This is a genomic window from Methylotenera versatilis 301 (assembly GCF_000093025.1).
Lineage (GTDB): Bacteria > Pseudomonadota > Gammaproteobacteria > Burkholderiales > Methylophilaceae > Methylotenera > Methylotenera versatilis.
Map to the genome: position 1 here is coordinate 1,972,197 of NC_014207.1, position 15,996 is coordinate 1,988,192.

The following is a 15,996-nucleotide window of genomic DNA, read 5'->3' on the forward strand; positions in this document are numbered from 1 at the left end:
TCTAGCTTTTGAGCTTATTTTTAATGTACAGATTATTATTTTATAAGTTAAATTTACAACGCCACTAATTAAAATATAGCTGCACAGTTAAAATCAAGTCACATAGTTTTGTGATCTAATTTCTAAGTGTTGCAGCAAATTGATTTTGTAATAATTGTAGCAGATTAGTAATGGTTGTGTCGGCATCACTATCAGTTAATGTTTTTTGAGTATCGTGCATAAGTACTGATAATGCAAGGCTTTTTTTATTTTCAGCGACGCCTTGACCTTGGTATAAATCAAACAATGCTACTTCAGTTATCAATGGGATATCAGCTTTTTTAATCGCATTAAACACCTCACCAACTACAATATTCTCATCCAAAACGACTGCCAAATCACGACGAATTGGTAGCAGTTTAGAAACTTCTTGATAAGCTGGAATTTGATGACTGGATATAGCTTCTAAATCTAACTCGAATAAATAAGTAGCTTTCATTAAGCTGTATTGTTGCTGCCATTTTGGATGTAGTTTACCTAGCCAGCCAATCACTTTGCCATCTAGTAAAATCTGTGCAGTTTGTCCAGGATGCAAAGCGATATGCTCGGCTTTTTCATAGCTCACTTTAGCGCCAACTAACCTATCAACATGCGCTTTAACTTCAAAAAAGTCTACTTCAGTGCTATCTGTAGCCCATTGTTCAGGCTTTGTGCTACCGTATGCAAGTCCTGAAACACGTGTAGTCTCTACAAAGCCATTGGCTTGTTTAAAATAAACGGCACCGATTTCGAACAAGAATGCACGATCGTGCTTACGATTCAAGTTATAAGTTAAGGTATCGAGCAGCCCGCCCCATAAACTAGTGCGCATCACGCTCAAATTGCTTGCAATAGGGTTCTGAAGTTTGATGGGCGTGTCATTGCCAAGCAAATCCCGCTCCCAACTCTCATCTACAAAGCTGTAATTAACAACTTCCTGATAACCGACCGCAACCAAACTATCGCGCAGTTTGTTTTGATGTAGTCTTGCTTCAGGCGCAGGTAACATAAGCAAATTGGCGACTGGCGCAGTTGCTGGAATATGGTCGTAACCATGCAAACGTGCTATTTCTTCGATTAAATCCTCTTCAATGCTAATGTCGAATCTATAGCTTGGTGGCACGACAGTGAAGACACTATTCACTTCTGTGAATACAAAGCCTAGCTGTGTAAGTAACTGTGCAACTTTAGCCCCTTCAAGCGGAATGCCTAATACTGATACTAAGCGCGCCATTCTTAATTTAACTGGTTGGCGTACAGGCAAGCTGCCAACAACTTCTGTTACCTCACCCGCTTGGCCACCACAAATTTGTAGAATCAATTGAGTAGCATATTCAAGTGCATTTTTTGTATTACCAAAATCCACGCCACGTTCAAAACGGTAAGATGAATCGGTACTTAAACCCAATCTACGCGCTTTACCGGCAATGACTGAAGGCGTAAAAAAAGCACTTTCCAAGAAAATTTCAGTTGTAGCGTCATCTACAGATGTCGGTTTACCACCCATAATACCTGCTAGCGCTGCAGCACCATTTGCATCCGCAATCACCAAGTCATCAGTTTTCAACTCTACAGTTTGATCATTAAGTAAGCTGAGTGATTCATTGGCACTTGCAAAGCGAACTGTAATATCGCCGTTTAGCTTAGCTGCATCAAACGCATGCATGGGTTGCCCTAACTCAAGCAACACATAATTTGTGACATCCACTAATGCACTAATGCTGCGCAGACCACTCCGTTCAATACGCTTAATCATCCAATCAGGCGTATTTGCTTTCGCATTAACTCCGCTAATTAATCGACCGCAATAGCGTGGGCAAACTGCCTGCTCAGTCACAACCACATTTTTAGTTGATTTTACCGCTGCAGGCACAGCTATAATAGCTTCAAAACGTGTTTCTGCGCCTGTAATAGCTGCAACATCACGTGCAATACCAGTGATGCTTAAGCAATCACTACGATTAGGTGTTAACTTTAATGTGAGTAGATTGTCGTCTAAATCTAAGTGCTCACGGATGCTTTGACCAACAACTGCATTGCTATCTAACTCTAGCAAACCTGTCGCTTCAGCGCTAATGCCAAGCTCTTTAGATGAACACATCATACCGAAAGACTCTACACCACGTACTTTAGCTTCTTTAATCGAGATACCTGGTAACTCAGCGCCTACCATGGCACAAGGGGCAATCAAGCCAGCGCGTGCATTTGAGGCACCGCAGACAATTTGCAGAGGCTCGGCTAAGCCGACATCGACTTTGCATACTTGTAAGCGGTCTGCATCTGGATGTTTTTCAACTAAAAGTATTTTAGCTACAACCACTTTGCTAAACACAGCGGCGACGGGCTGCATCTCTTCAACCTCAAGCCCAGCCATAGTGAGCGCGTGACTAAGCGCCTGACTATCTAAATCAGTGTTTACAAGGCTACGTAACCAATTTTCTGAAAACTGCATAATGCTTTTGAGACCTTAAATTTAGTTTTATTATTTAAATTGGCTTAGGAAGCGCAAATCATTATTAAAGAAGTGGCGTAAGTCATTCACGCCATAACGCAGCATCGTCAAGCGTTCAACACCTAAACCAAAAGCAAAGCCACGGTATTTTTCACTGTCGAGATTGACATGCTTAAACACTTCAGGATGAACCATGCCGCACCCACCAATCTCCAACCAACCACCATTCCAGCTCATATCCATCTCTGCCGAAGGCTCTGTGAATGGGAAGAATGACGGTCTGAAACGCACAGTTAAATCATCACGCTCAAAGAATTTTTGCAAGAAATCTTGCACCACGCCCTTTAAGTTCGCAAAACTAATATCCTCATCAACCCATAAGCCTTCTACCTGATGGAACATAGGCGAATGCGTTGCATCTGAATCCACACGGTACACACGGCCTGGGGCAATAATTTTAAGCGGTGGCGTTTTATTAGTTTTTAACGCATTTTCCATGTAGCGAATTTGTACTGGTGAAGTATGTGTACGTAATACATTCGCTTCATCGATATAAAACGTATCGTGCATCGCGCGCGCTGGGTGATCCTCAGGAATATTCAGCGCTGTAAAATTATAAAAGTCCGTCTCAATTTCTGGACCCGTAGCCACTTCAAAACCAATTGAATGGAATAACTCTTCAACGCGCCTTAAAGTAAGCGTCACTGGATGCAAGCCACCTTGGGACTGAGTGTGTGCTGGCAAAGTTACATCTATAGATTCTTGAGCAAGCTGTTTAGCTTGCTCTGCATCTAAGATCGCTTCACGGCGGGCAGTTAAAGCAGCTTCAACGCCCTGCTTAACCACATTGATAGCAGCGCCAGCGGATGGGCGCTCCTCATTGCTAAGCTTGCCTAAACCCTTTAATGCATCGGTCAGCAAACCTGTTTTACCTAGATATTTAGCTTTTGCTACTTCCAAGTCATTCATCGTTGCACTATTTGCGAAATCTGCTTGCGCTTCTGAAATTAAATGCGTTAAATCGGCCATATATTTTTTGATCTTTAAATGAACTTTTGGTTAAAGCTATACTTTACAATGCATTGATTTTACAGTAAAAAAAAGAGGCCGAGGCCTCTTTTTTACTCAAACTTGATAATTTAAGTTTGAAGTTTCAAGCTTTACAACTTAAACAGCTAAAGCTGTTTTTGCCATTTCAACAAATTTGGCAAATGCTGCTTTGTCAAATACTGCTAAGTCAGCAAGTACTTTACGATCCACTTCAATTGATGCAATTTTCAAACCATTCATGAAACGGCTGTAAGTTAAGCCTAACTCACGTGCACCAGCATTGATACGTGCAATCCACAATGTGCGGAACTGACGTTTTTTCTGACGACGGTCACGGTAAGCATATTGACCAGCTTTCATTACCGCTTGCTTAGCAACGCGGTAAACGTTTTTACGACGACCGCGATAACCCTTAGCGGCTTTTAATACTTTCTTGTGTCTTGCGCGAGCGATGACACCACGTTTTACTCTAGGCATATCGGTCTCCTTATCGTGTTGGCATCATTGCGCGAACGCGTTTGACGTCTGTTGGTGAGATGATCGCCGTGCCGCGTAGTTTACGCTTTTGCTTGGTGGTCTTTTTGGTGAGGATATGGCGTAAGTGAGAGTGAGTGCGTTTCACTTTACCATTACCCAAGAATTTGAAGCGCTTTTTAGCACCGCTCTTGGTTTTCATTTTTGGCATTTTGTTCTCCTTGAACTTAAGTTATGAGTGCTTAGGCATGCCGTTTAGCCGTATCACTCTAGGGTTTACTACAATTTTTACAACTTAACTACTTAATTTTTTTATGTGGGCCAAGCACCATCACCATTTGGCGACCTTCCATTTTTGGAAACTGCTCAACAAGTGCCACTTCTTTTGTATCTGCTTCTACACGTCTAAGTAAGGCCAAACCAAACTCTTGATGCGTAATTTCACGACCTCTGAAGCGTAAAGTGATCTTCGCTTTATCACCATCTTCAATGAAACGAATAATATTACGCACTTTAATTGCGTAATCGCCATCATCTGTACCAGGGCGGAACTTAATTTCTTTTACTTGCACTTGTTTTTGCTTGAGCTTAACTTCGTGCTGCTTCTTGCTTTCGGCATACTTAAATTTGCCGTAATCCATCAATCTGCACACTGGTGGCACCGCATTCGGCGCAATTTCCACTAGGTCAATATCAGCTTCTTCAGCTTTCGCAAAAGCCTCAGCTAACGTTACTATGCCCAAAGGCTCACCTTCTATGCCCACCAAACGAACTTGCGACCCAGTAATGTCGCCATTAATTCGTGTTTCTTTGTCCTGTGCTATATCAAATTCTCCAAATAGTTAAGCCGCGCATTTTCAGAAATGAACTAAAAACCAACTTATATGTGGCTTTCAGCAAGCTTAAGCCTTAGTTTCAATCTCTGCTTTTAAGCGCTCAATTAGCGCTTCAATCGGCATAGAACCTAAGTCTTCGCCTTTTCTGGTACGCACGGCTACATGTCCTGTTTGCATCTCACGCTCCCCTGCAACTAGCAGGTAAGGCATTTTTTGCATACTATGTTCGCGTATTTTATAGGTTATCTTCTCATTTCTCAAGTCAAATTCGCATCTAATGCCATTTTTCTTTAGCATTTCAACTACTTGGCGCACGTAATCTGCTTGATTTTCAGAAATATTCAGTACCATCACCTGTACAGGTGCCAACCAAAGTGGCATTGCGCCTGCATAGTTTTCAATCAAAATACCAATGAAGCGCTCCATTGAGCCAACAATAGCGCGATGCAACATCACAGGATGTTTACGGCTATTATCTTCGGCCACATATTCAGCACCCAAGCGTTCTGGTAAGTTAGGGTCTAATTGTATCGTACCGCATTGCCATAGGCGTCCTAGAGAATCTTTAAGAGTGAACTCAATTTTAGGGCCATAAAACGCGCCTTCTCCTGGCTGATATTCAAAATCAAGGTTATTTAATTTAAGTGCATTTGCAAGCGAAGTTTCTGCTTTATCCCAATCAGCATCAGTACCGATGCGCTTTTCAGGACGTGTAGACAATTTTACCAACACATCATTAAAGCCAAAGTCACCATAGGCTTTGTATAGCATCTTAATAAAATCGGCAACTTCTGCTTCAACTTGCTCTTCAGTACAGAATATATGCGCATCATCTTGCGTAAAACCACGAACGCGCATTAAGCCATGTAGTGAGCCTGATGGCTCGTTACGATGACATGAGCCAAACTCTGCTAGACGCAAGGGCAAGTCGCGGTAGCTATGCAAACTACTATTGAAAATCTGCACATGCCCTGGACAATTCATAGGCTTAACTGCGTAATCACGACTTTCTGACGAAGTCACGAACATACCTTCTCGGTAATTTTGCCAATGCCCGGATTTCTCCCACAAAGTCCTATCCATAATGGTAGGCGTGCGCACTTCTTGATAGTTGTAATCGCGAAACATTTTGCGCATGTATTGCTCAACTTCTTGCCAAATACTCCAACCACGCGGATGCCAAAACACCATACCTGGCGCATCGTCTTGCATGTGAAAGTAATCTAGCTGCTTACCTAGCTTACGATGATCACGCTTTTCAGCCTCTTCGAGTTGAAACAAATATGCTTCCAGCTCTTCTTTATTGCGCCAAGCCGTACCATACACGCGCTGAAGCATCTCATTATTACTATCACCGCGCCAATAAGCACCCGCTAGCTTCATCAATTTAAAAGCTTTTAATTTACCAGTGTTAGGCACATGAGGACCGCGGCAAAGATCGGTAAAATTACCTTCGGTATATAGTGAAACATCTTCACCTGCTGGAATGCTGGCAATAATCTCAGCTTTATAATGCTCGCCTATCGATTTGAAGTAGTCCACAGCTTCATCACGTGGCAATACTTTACGTGTCACTTGCTCATCTTTTTTAGCAAGTTCAACCATTTTCTTTTCAATGGCGATTAAATCTTCAGGTGTAAAAGCACGTTTGTATGAAAAGTCGTAGAAAAACCCATTCTCAATTACCGGGCCGATGGTCACTTGCGCATCTGGGAAAAGCTCTTTAACCGCATAAGCCAACAAATGGGCAGTTGAATGGCGAATAACATCTACGCCTTCAGGATTTTTATCTGTGATGATAGCAAGTTCTGCATCTTGGCTAATCAAATGGGAGGTATCGACTAATACGCCGTTCACTTTACCTGCCAGCGCAGCTTTAGCTAGGCCAGCGCCAATATTCATAGCGACATCCGCTACAGTAACAGGTGCATCGAAACTACGTTCTGAGCCATCTGGCAAGCGAATTACAGGCATATTATTTCCTATTAAATAATTAAAGCCGTTAATTTAACGGCTTTAGCTTTAATTTCCAGTACGTGAAAATCAGTACTTTAAAATTTGGTAGGCAGTAGCAGACTCGAACTGCTGACCTCTTGGATGTCGACCAAGCGCTCTAACCAACTGAGCTAACCGCCTATTATTTTAATCAATTGCTTGAATACATTCTGTGTAATTTCAGGCAGAGCGCGATTTTAGCTGATTGTCGTGTTTGGCGCAAATAACAAACGTGAGTTATATGCATATATTCGCGATTGCGTTTGTTATTGCGCAGTTTTTAAATAGTTAAAAACATTCGGGCTAGCATAGCCATCTGCTGGTAAACGTTGCGCTAGCTGAAAAGCTCTTACCGCATCTTGCGTACGCACGCCTGGAAAGCCATCTGGCTCACCAGCATCATAGCCATGGTTATTTAGCTCAATTTGCAAGGCCTTCATTTGCAGAAATGATAAGGCGCCAAGCTCTGCAAATTGACCTCCCAATATATGCGGTTCTCCATTAAGACGTTTTGCTAATTGCACAACAGAGAGTGCATAATTGATTGAGCGATTCCAATCCATGACTGCATCGAAGTTATCAAACACCATGAAAGCTGGACCGCGCCAACCTTGCGGCAAGATAATAGCCGCTTGTCCTGACACGTTAGGAAGCGCAGATTTAGTAGCATCTAAAATCTGAGTACTAGCAAATGCAGTCGTAGAGTTTTTTATTTTAAAATTAATCTGATGTATGTTTGGTTTGTGCTTTTTGGTTTTTATCTTTTTATTTGCACTATGTACCTGCGTCAATCCACCGGCGGCGGTTAGATTACTTGCCTGCATGGTGTTTACGCCCAGCTTACGCCATTCACTTACAGGTTTTCGAAGAGCGTACTGAGCAGTTTGCCATTCAAAATCTGCGGGTAATTGCACTTCCACCATTGCGGGTTGACCTTTTTGCCAGCCAACTTGGGATAAATAATTGGCGGCAGATGCAAATGCATCGGCTTGAGAATTAACTACATCTATTTTCTTGTCACCGTCACCATCAACTGCATAAGTAATAAAAGTAGTTGGCATAAACTGCATATTGCCGAATGCACCAGCCCACGATCCGACAAATTGATCAACATTGGCATTCCCTGCATCTACCATACGCATTGCATCTATGAGCTGATTGCGGAAAAAGCTGGCGCGTCGTCCATCATAGGCTAAGGTTGCCAAGGCGGATAAGGTATCAATATTGCCCTGATTGCGACCATAATTAGTTTCCATCCCCCAAAACGCTACCAACAAGGCTTTAGGAACGCCGTATTGCAGCTCGATTTTATCCAGCAATTCGGCATGTTGAACAAGGAGCTTACGGCCTTCAGTGATTTTGAGTGTATCTACTCGTCGTTGATAATAGTCAAGAAACGGGCTAACGAACTCAGGCTGAGCGCGATCTAATTCAATAACATTAGGTAATATTTCCACATGATTAACGATAGCGCTGACAGTTTTTTCGGTAATACCTACGCTTACGGCCTCTTGTCTTAACTCACTGAGCCAAACATTAAAGTCTTCATGCGCAAATGCTGGGCTTGCAAATAAGCCGCAGAAAAATACACTTAAAATGCTTAGAAATCTCATAACAAATCAGAAGCGGTGGCTTCCGTAGCAGCCAGTAAAGCTCGATAACCAGACATGAAATCAGGATATTGCAATTGAAAACCAGTGCTTAACATGAACTGGTTACTTAAACGCTTACCTCCTTCTACTGCAGGTATTTCAACGTCACTATTTATCTGCATTTGATTCGCAATCCAACTCAATACGTCGTACTGACTACTTGGTTTAGAATCAGTGACGATGTAACAAGTTCCAATAGGCTTACTTGCCAATACTTTTAGTACCAAAAACACGATAAATGCTGCTGCATCATCTTTATGAATTCGGTTAGTCCAACTATTTTGTGAAGGCCAGTTTTGTGATGATTTTGCTAAGTTAATCATACGTAAACGACCCGCGCCATAAATGCCAGAGAGCCTTAGCACCGTGGTATTACATGAGAGATTGTTTAAGAGCGCTTCAGCTTCGAGCAATCGCTCACCACCAAAGTCTGCAGCTACAGCGGGCATTGATTCATCTAAAAGCGCGTCGGTTTTTTGCCCATATACGCGCGTGCTAGAAACAAAAATTACATGTTTCAAATTTGAACTTTCTGACTGTGTTGCTAGTACATTACGAAGTCCATCAACGTAATTTGCTTTGTACTGCTCATCTGTTTGGCCGTTCGCCGCTACACAGTAGATGAGTATATCTGGCTGAATTGACTTAAGCACTTCTAAACTCGGTACTTCTGTAATATCAGCTTGAATGATTTCCACACCACTAATGACTGCGTCACTGCGCCTTACACCTGTGACTTGAATGTTCATCGCTGATAATTGTGTAGCAACGGAGCCTCCTAAATCACCACAACCAACGATAAGAACTTTTGCCATAATATATTTACTTAGATTGAAGCAAATCAGGGTAAAGCGCCAAATATTTCTCTGTCAGAAATAAAGCGATAATAGTTTTTCCATCGGTAATTTCACCGCTTTTTATCATCTCTAAACAGTTGGCTAGACTATCTTCATAAACAATTAAAGATTCATCATCATCGCGAAAATGCGCGCCTGCGGTTAGGCCATACGCTAAGTAAGTATGTATCACCTCATTAGAATAGCCTATACATGGATGCTGATACCCCAAACTCACCCAATGACTTGCTGTGTAGCCAGTCTCCTCTTCAAGCTCGCGCTTGCCAGTGACTAATGTATCTTCACCTGCGTCGATTTTTCCGGCTGGTAGTTCGATAAATACCTGATGTAAGGGATAACGAAACTGTTTTTCAAGCACAATATTGCCATTTGGCAAAATCGGCACAACTAACACTGCGCCTGGATGTGTCACATACTCACGCTGACTGGTATGACCATTCGGCAAGCGAACTTGGTCGCGTTTAACCGTGAGCATACCTCCAGCCGCAATGGTTTGTGAATTGATGCAATGTTCTGTTAAATCATGGTTTGGCATCTGCATGAAAATACTCTGTTGTGAATTATTATTAAACTGCTAAGTAAGCTAATGCTAAGTAAGCTAAATGGATGCCGAGCTAAAAGTATCACACTTTTTAATATCGCCAGTGCTTAAGCCTTGATTAAACCAGTGTGTACGTTGCGCAGAAGTGCCATGTGTAAAGCTATCTGGTACTGCATAACCTTGCGCTTGTTTTTGCAAGGCATCATCACCAATCGCCGCTGCAGCGGTCATCGCCTCTTCCACATCACCTGCTTCTAAAATACGGTCAGCACCATCCGCACGGTTTGCCCAAACGCCAGCATAGCAATCTGCCTGCAATTCTAATCTTACTGAATACTGATTGGATTGTGCCTCGCTATGTGCACTTTGACGAGCTTGTTGGACCTTATCTGAAATGCCCGTTATGTTTTGAATGTGATGGCCGACTTCATGCGCAATCACATAGGCTTGAGCAAAGTCACCTGGTGCATGAAAACGTGTTTTCATTTCATTATAGAAGGCTAAATCAATATAGACCTTTTGGTCACCCGGGCAATAAAATGGCCCCATCGCAGCCTGACCAGAACCACAAGCTGTGGGTGTTTGGCCGTTAAATAACACGAGTTTTGGCGCAGGATATTGTTGACCTGATGCTTCAAAAATCTTGCCCCATGTATCTTCGGTACTAGCAAGCACCTTAGCTACAAATTTAGCCATTGGATCATCTGCTGGTATTGCTTTAGCTTCTACTGGCGCTTGTTGCTGCAGGCCTTGACCGATATTGAGCACTACAGAAGGGTCAACGCCAAAATACATAGCAACTAAGGCAATTGCGATAGTGCCGAGACCTATACTTTTGCCGCCAATAGGCATGCCACCACCACTGCCACGTCTATCTTCTACGTTACTGCTTTCACGTTCGTCATCTAAGCGCATATAAGCCTTTAAATACTAAATTTAAATTGAATTTATTCTGTTTGTATTTTGAATGACAAGCAAAAATATACAAGTACTTTTTGTATATTTTTGCTATGAAGAACGTCAGCCTAATGAGTTAAGCTTGGTAGGAAATGTGTCTTTTACGATTGTTTACAAAGTAGCTATAAACTGCGGATGAAATTTGACTGATTGAAATTTAACTTAAGCTTCTTGTGATAGCGTAAATACAAAGTTCCATCAATTTTTCTGGCATTAAACCAATCACTAATAAAGCCAGTGAGTTGATGCCCAACACAATACGCATGTCCATTGGCGCTTCGATTGGATTTCGATCTACAGGGTCATCGAAATACATCATTTTAATCACACGTAAATAGTAGAACGCACCAATCACCGCCATTAATACCGCAAATACAACTAACCATAAGTAGCCGGCTTGTAACGCAGCTTGTAGCACAGAAAATTTAGCATAAAAGCCTAAAGTTGGTGGTACGCCAGCCATACTAAACATCACAATCAGCATTAAAAATGCATGCCATGGGCTGCGTTGATTTAGCCCTTTGAGGTCATCTAACTTATCTGCTTCAAAACCCTTGCGTGATAGCAGCAATATCATGCCAAAACCCGCAAGCGTCATTAATACATAACTCACGATGTAGAACATGGCATAAACAAAACCATTAGTACTAGCGCTCATCAAGCCATACATCATAAAGCCGACATGTGAAATTGTTGAGTAGGCCAACATACGCTTTAGGTTGGTTTGAGCAATGGCCGTGATGTTACCAATGATAATGGACAAGACCGCCATGAACATGAGCATTTGCTGCCAATCGATGGCTAATGACGGTAATGCTTGCACTAACAGGCGAATTACAAATGCAAAAGCAGCTAGTTTAGGCACAGAGCTAATCAGCATGGTCATTGCTGTTGGAGAGCCTTCATACACATCTGGCACCCACATTTGGAATGGCACTGCACCTAACTTGAAAGCTAAGCCTGAAACGATAAACACCAAACCTAAAATCAATACAGAATGTAATTTATCAGCACCAACTAATGTGCCGCTAATTTCAGCAATATTCAGGCTGCCTGTCATGCCATAAATCATACTCATGCCGTATAACAACATGCCTGATGCTAATGCGCCAAGAACAAAGTACTTCATGGCAGCTTCGGTTGCTTTTGCGTTATCACGGTCAAGCGCTACTAATGCGTATAAACTCAATGATAATAGCTCTAGGCCTATATACAGCGTTAGCATGCTTTGGCCTGAGACCATAATCATCATACCCACGACTGAAAATAGCGTTAAAGCATAAAATTCGCCACGATACATATCGCGTTGCTGTAAATATTGTCGGCTATAAACAAAGATTAATGAAGTACCCAAATAAATCATCAATTTCAATATATCTGACATCGCATCATCAACAAAGGTGTTGGTAAATGCATAGCAAACACTTGGCACATGCGTAGTAAACGTGATGTAAGCCGCAACCAATAATGTGACTTGGGCTAGCAAGTAAATAGCGATGCGATTAGCAGGTTTAAGAAATAAATCGGCCAACAAAATAAACATCGCCATACATACGATGACAATTTCAGGTAAGGCTGTTATGAGGTCGTAACGAATATTTTCCATGACTTATAGACCTGACGGCAAACCTACAGGTAGCTTGCTTTGCATTAAATGTGAAAGAAGTTGTGTAACTGTTGCGTTTGTCATATCAGTAAGTGGCTGCGGGTATATACCTAAAGCCAATACCAAAACAGCTAATATCGCTAATATCAAGAATTCACGTTGGCATAGATCTTTAAGTGCAGCTACTTTTGCGTTAGCAATTTCTCCATAAAACACCCGTTTCACCATCCATAAGGTGTAAGCCGCACCGAAAATTAATGTGAATGAAGCTAAGAATGCATACCAGAAGTTTTCCTGAATAGCGCCTAAAATCACCATAAACTCACCTACGAAGCCTGATGTACCTGGCAAACCACTATTAGCCATGGCAAACAATACTGCAAATGCTGCGAAAGTAGGCATGGTATTAGCTACGCCGCCATAGGATTTGATTTCACGGCTGTGCACTCGGTCATACAGAACACCCACACATAAGAACATTGCAGCAGAAATAAAGCCGTGCGATACCATTTGAACGATTGCACCTTCAAGACCTAGGTTATTGAATATGAAAAAGCCTAATGTAACAAAACCCATGTGTGAAATAGATGAATACGCAATGAGCTTTTTCATGTCTTTTTGTACCAAAGCTACCAGTGCGATATAAACAATGGCTATCAATGACAAGGTAATCATAAAACCTGATAAATAATGTGCGGCATCAGGTGCGATTGGCATTGCAAAGCGTAAGAAGCTATATCCGCCAAGCTTAAGTGCAATCGCAGCCAATACTACAGAACCACCAGTTGGTGCTTCCACGTGAGCATCGGGCAACCAAGTATGCACTGGCCACATTGGTATCTTTACGGCAAAAGCTGCAAAGAATGCCAAGAAGATCAACACTTGCACATTAAGTGGCATTTGATAGTTATAGAAATCGACAATTTCAAAGCTGTTTGTATTCATGTATAAATAAATGAATGCCACCAACATTAATAGCGAGCCTAGCAATGTGTACAAGAAGAACTTAACCGTTGCATAGACACGGTTTGGGCCGCCCCAGATACCAATGACTAAGAACATTGGTATCAACATCGCTTCCCAGAACACATAGTACAAAATAGCATCTAAGGCACTGAATACGCCTATCATCAAGCCGCTCATAATAAGAAAACTTGCCATGTATTGCGCAACACGTTTCTCAATCACTTCCCATGCGGAGATGATGACTATGACCGTAGTAAAACTTGTGAGCAGAATCAGTGGAATAGCAATGCCATCCGCACCTAGATGGTAGTTAATATGGAAGGCTGGAATCCAGTTAAAACCTTCTTGGAACTGAAAGCCACCATCGGCGAAATTAAAATGTGTATAAAGTGGAATGGTTACCAAAAAGGCTGCTAAACCACCAATAAGTGCTACCCAGCGAGTAGTGTCTGGCTTGTTATCATTTGAAGTGAACAATACCGCGATACCCGCTAATACTGGCACCCAAATTGAGAAGCTTAAAATATGACTAAAAAAGTAGTCGGAGCTAAAGTAATTCAACATTTTTATACTTTATTAAAGAATGTGAGCATCAAAAATACACCAATAATCATGGCAAATGCATAGTGATAAATAAGACCTGTTTGCAACTTGCGTACTACGCCTGAGAGTTTTCCTATCAAGTTGGCTGTGCCATTGACCATGGCGCCATCGATAATTTTCACATCACCAATTTGCCAAAGTTTATTACCAATAAAGACTGAGCCAGCTGCAAATACGCGTTCATTAAAGCTATCGAAGCCATATTTGTTCTCAAGTATTTTATTGATAGTCGAGAATCTAGTTTGAATACTCGCTGGAATATCTGGACGCTTCATATAGAAGAACCAAGCGACAACAACGCCTGACGCCGCAAGTAATAATGGTAATGACATTAAACTATGCAAAGCCATACCTGCCGCGTTATGCATGACTTCATGCCATTCATGCGTGAGTTCATGCATAGCTGGGTGCGCTGCAGAATCAACAAATATAATGCCTTTAAAGAAGCTACCATAAAGCATAGGCTCAATTGCGAAATAACCAATGGCTAATGAGGGTATTGCCAATAAAATTAATGGTAATTTAATTACCCAACCTGGCTCATGCGGATCATCAGTTGGTGATAAGCCATGGTGATGATCATGGTCGTCATCGTGATGCGCGTCATGTTTGACTACACGCCATTTCTCTGTACCGTGGAATACCAAGAAATACATACGGAAACTATAAAAAGCTGTGACAAATACACCAGCCAACACTGCAAAATAAGCAAAACCGCTACCAGTAATCGTTGAAGCTTTTGCAGCTTCAATGATGCTATCTTTCGAGTAGAAGCCTGATAAAAATGGTGTGCCGATTAAAGCTAGTGAACCAATTAGTGAAGTAATCCAAGTCACAGGCATGTATTTTTTCAAGTTACCCATGTTGCGAATATCTTGATCATGATGCATGCCCATAATCACAGAACCAGCACCTAAGAATAGTAAAGCTTTAAAGAACGCATGGGTCATTAAGTGGAATATCGCCACAGAGTAAGCTGAAGCACCTAGTGCAACCGTCATGTAACCAAGTTGCGACAAGGTTGAGTATGCAACCACCCGCTTAATATCGTTTTGGATAATGCCCAAAAAGCCCATAAACAGCGCTGTAATACTACCAATAATCATCACAAAAGATAATGCTGTTGAAGACAACTCAAACAGAGGTGACATACGTGCCACCATGAAAATACCGGCAGTCACCATGGTTGCCGCATGAATCAATGCTGAAATTGGCGTTGGGCCTTCCATAGAATCCGGTAACCATACATGTAAAGGCACTTGTGCAGATTTACCCATTGCACCGATGAACAACAAAATACAAGTCACTGTCATCAATGACCACTGCGCGTTACCTATGAGGTTGATCTGTACATCAGCCATTTGCGGCGCAACTGAGAATACCGCGGCGTAATCTAAGCTGCCAAAATGGAACAGTACCAAGCCTATACCCAGCAAGAAACCAAAGTCACCAACACGGTTCACCAAGAAGGCCTTTAAGTTTGCGTAAATAGCCGTTGGGCGCGTATACCAGAAGCCAATCAATAGATAAGAAACTAAGCCAACAGCTTCCCAACCGAAGAACAACTGCATGAAGTTGTTGCTCATGACTAGCATCAACATTGAGAAAGTAAATAATGAAATATAGCTAAAGAAGCGAGCGTAGCCTTTATCTTCATGCATATAGCCGATGGTATAGATATGTACCATAAGCGATACAAATGTCACAACAACCATCATCATTGCGGAAAGTCTGTCGATTAAGAAGCCAATTTCAAAAGTGAAATTGCCACTTTTAAGCCATGAGTAGACTGTTCCATTATAGGGTGCACTTGTCATCGCATCATTAAGCACATAAAGCGATAGAGCGAATGAAGCGCCTACGCCTAATATTGTGACTACATGCGCAGCGGCGCGCGGTAACTGCTTACCGAACAAACCGATGATGACTGCTGCAAATAGCGGCAGTAAAGGAATAGCGAGATAAATTTGTTGCATTGTCATTCTTTTC

13 protein-coding genes and 1 tRNA gene are annotated in these 15,996 nt (G+C 42.0%); all 14 read right to left on the reverse strand.

The window, feature by feature from the left end; genetic code table 11:
* Positions 1–115 precede the first annotated feature (115 nt).
* A complete protein-coding gene (gene pheT / locus M301_RS08890) occupies positions 116–2,470 on the reverse strand; it encodes a phenylalanine--tRNA ligase subunit beta (RefSeq protein WP_013148437.1) in 2,355 nt (784 codons plus the stop codon).
* A 30-nt stretch (positions 2,471–2,500) separates the two neighbouring features.
* Positions 2,501–3,499: a phenylalanine--tRNA ligase subunit alpha gene (pheS, locus tag M301_RS08895; RefSeq protein WP_013148438.1), complete on the reverse strand. Its 999-nt coding sequence runs from the start codon at positions 3,497–3,499 to the stop codon at positions 2,501–2,503.
* A gap of 138 nt (positions 3,500–3,637) precedes the next feature.
* On the reverse strand, positions 3,638–3,997 hold the full coding sequence (gene rplT / locus M301_RS08900; protein WP_013148439.1) for a 50S ribosomal protein L20: 360 nt from the start codon (positions 3,995–3,997) through the stop codon (positions 3,638–3,640).
* Positions 3,998–4,007: 10 nt separating this feature from the next.
* Complete coding sequence (gene rpmI, locus M301_RS08905; protein WP_013148440.1) at positions 4,008–4,205, reverse strand: 50S ribosomal protein L35; 198 nt, start codon at positions 4,203–4,205, stop codon at positions 4,008–4,010.
* 88 nt (positions 4,206–4,293) lie between these two features.
* A complete protein-coding gene (gene infC, locus M301_RS08910; protein WP_081439416.1) occupies positions 4,294–4,818 on the reverse strand; it encodes a translation initiation factor IF-3 in 525 nt (174 codons plus the stop codon).
* A 78-nt stretch (positions 4,819–4,896) separates the two neighbouring features.
* Positions 4,897–6,804, reverse strand: a complete 1,908-nt coding sequence (gene thrS, locus M301_RS08915) for a threonine--tRNA ligase (RefSeq protein WP_013148442.1) — start codon at positions 6,802–6,804, stop codon at positions 4,897–4,899.
* An 85-nt stretch (positions 6,805–6,889) separates the two neighbouring features.
* Positions 6,890–6,966: transfer RNA gene (locus M301_RS08920), tRNA-Val, on the reverse strand.
* Positions 6,967–7,091: 125 nt separating this feature from the next.
* Entirely contained in the window at positions 7,092–8,438 is a 1,347-nt protein-coding gene (locus tag M301_RS08925) for a lytic murein transglycosylase (protein ID WP_013148443.1), read from the reverse strand.
* The gene (locus M301_RS08930; RefSeq protein ID WP_013148444.1) at positions 8,435–9,292 is read right to left on the reverse strand and encodes an NAD-dependent epimerase/dehydratase family protein; all 858 of its coding nucleotides are present in this window, start codon (positions 9,290–9,292) and stop codon (positions 8,435–8,437) included. Before M301_RS08930 ends, M301_RS08925 begins: the two co-directional genes overlap by 4 nt.
* A 7-nt stretch (positions 9,293–9,299) precedes the next feature.
* On the reverse strand, positions 9,300–9,875 hold the full coding sequence (locus M301_RS08935) for an NUDIX domain-containing protein (protein ID WP_013148445.1): 576 nt from the start codon (positions 9,873–9,875) through the stop codon (positions 9,300–9,302).
* Between the two features lie 57 nt (positions 9,876–9,932).
* Positions 9,933–10,790 (reverse strand): KPN_02809 family neutral zinc metallopeptidase, encoded by an 858-nt coding sequence (ypfJ, locus tag M301_RS08940; protein WP_013148446.1) that lies wholly within the window; start codon positions 10,788–10,790, stop codon positions 9,933–9,935.
* Positions 10,791–10,989: 199 nt separating this feature from the next.
* Positions 10,990–12,438, reverse strand: a complete 1,449-nt coding sequence (gene nuoN, locus M301_RS08945) for an NADH-quinone oxidoreductase subunit NuoN (RefSeq protein ID WP_013148447.1) — start codon at positions 12,436–12,438, stop codon at positions 10,990–10,992.
* A gap of 3 nt (positions 12,439–12,441) precedes the next feature.
* Positions 12,442–13,968, reverse strand: a complete 1,527-nt coding sequence (locus M301_RS08950) for an NADH-quinone oxidoreductase subunit M (protein WP_013148448.1) — start codon at positions 13,966–13,968, stop codon at positions 12,442–12,444.
* A 2-nt stretch (positions 13,969–13,970) separates the two neighbouring features.
* Positions 13,971–15,989 carry an NADH-quinone oxidoreductase subunit L gene (gene nuoL, locus M301_RS08955; RefSeq protein ID WP_013148449.1) on the reverse strand — a complete coding sequence of 673 codons (2,019 nt, stop codon included), beginning with the start codon at positions 15,987–15,989 and terminating at the stop codon, positions 13,971–13,973.
* Positions 15,990–15,996 lie beyond the last annotated feature (7 nt).

Excerpts from the sequence above, each read along its gene's own strand:
- pheT (WP_013148437.1), bottom strand. The coding sequence starts at position 2,470 with ATGCAGTTTTCAGAAAATTGGTTACGTAGCCTTGTAAACACTGATTTA.
- pheS (WP_013148438.1), bottom strand. The coding sequence starts at position 3,499 with ATGGCCGATTTAACGCATTTAATTTCAGAAGCGCAAGCAGATTTCGCA.
- rplT (WP_013148439.1), bottom strand. The coding sequence starts at position 3,997 with ATGCCTAGAGTAAAACGTGGTGTCATCGCTCGCGCAAGACACAAGAAA.
- rpmI (WP_013148440.1), bottom strand. The coding sequence starts at position 4,205 with ATGCCAAAAATGAAAACCAAGAGCGGTGCTAAAAAGCGCTTCAAATTC.
- thrS (WP_013148442.1), bottom strand. The coding sequence starts at position 6,804 with ATGCCTGTAATTCGCTTGCCAGATGGCTCAGAACGTAGTTTCGATGCA.
- M301_RS08925 (WP_013148443.1), bottom strand. The coding sequence starts at position 8,438 with ATGAGATTTCTAAGCATTTTAAGTGTATTTTTCTGCGGCTTATTTGCA.
- M301_RS08930 (WP_013148444.1), bottom strand. The coding sequence starts at position 9,292 with ATGGCAAAAGTTCTTATCGTTGGTTGTGGTGATTTAGGAGGCTCCGTT.
- M301_RS08935 (WP_013148445.1), bottom strand. The coding sequence starts at position 9,875 with ATGCAGATGCCAAACCATGATTTAACAGAACATTGCATCAATTCACAA.
- ypfJ (WP_013148446.1), bottom strand. The coding sequence starts at position 10,790 with ATGCGCTTAGATGACGAACGTGAAAGCAGTAACGTAGAAGATAGACGT.
- nuoN (WP_013148447.1), bottom strand. The coding sequence starts at position 12,438 with ATGGAAAATATTCGTTACGACCTCATAACAGCCTTACCTGAAATTGTC.
- M301_RS08950 (WP_013148448.1), bottom strand. The coding sequence starts at position 13,968 with ATGTTGAATTACTTTAGCTCCGACTACTTTTTTAGTCATATTTTAAGC.
- nuoL (WP_013148449.1), bottom strand. The coding sequence starts at position 15,989 with ATGACAATGCAACAAATTTATCTCGCTATTCCTTTACTGCCGCTATTT.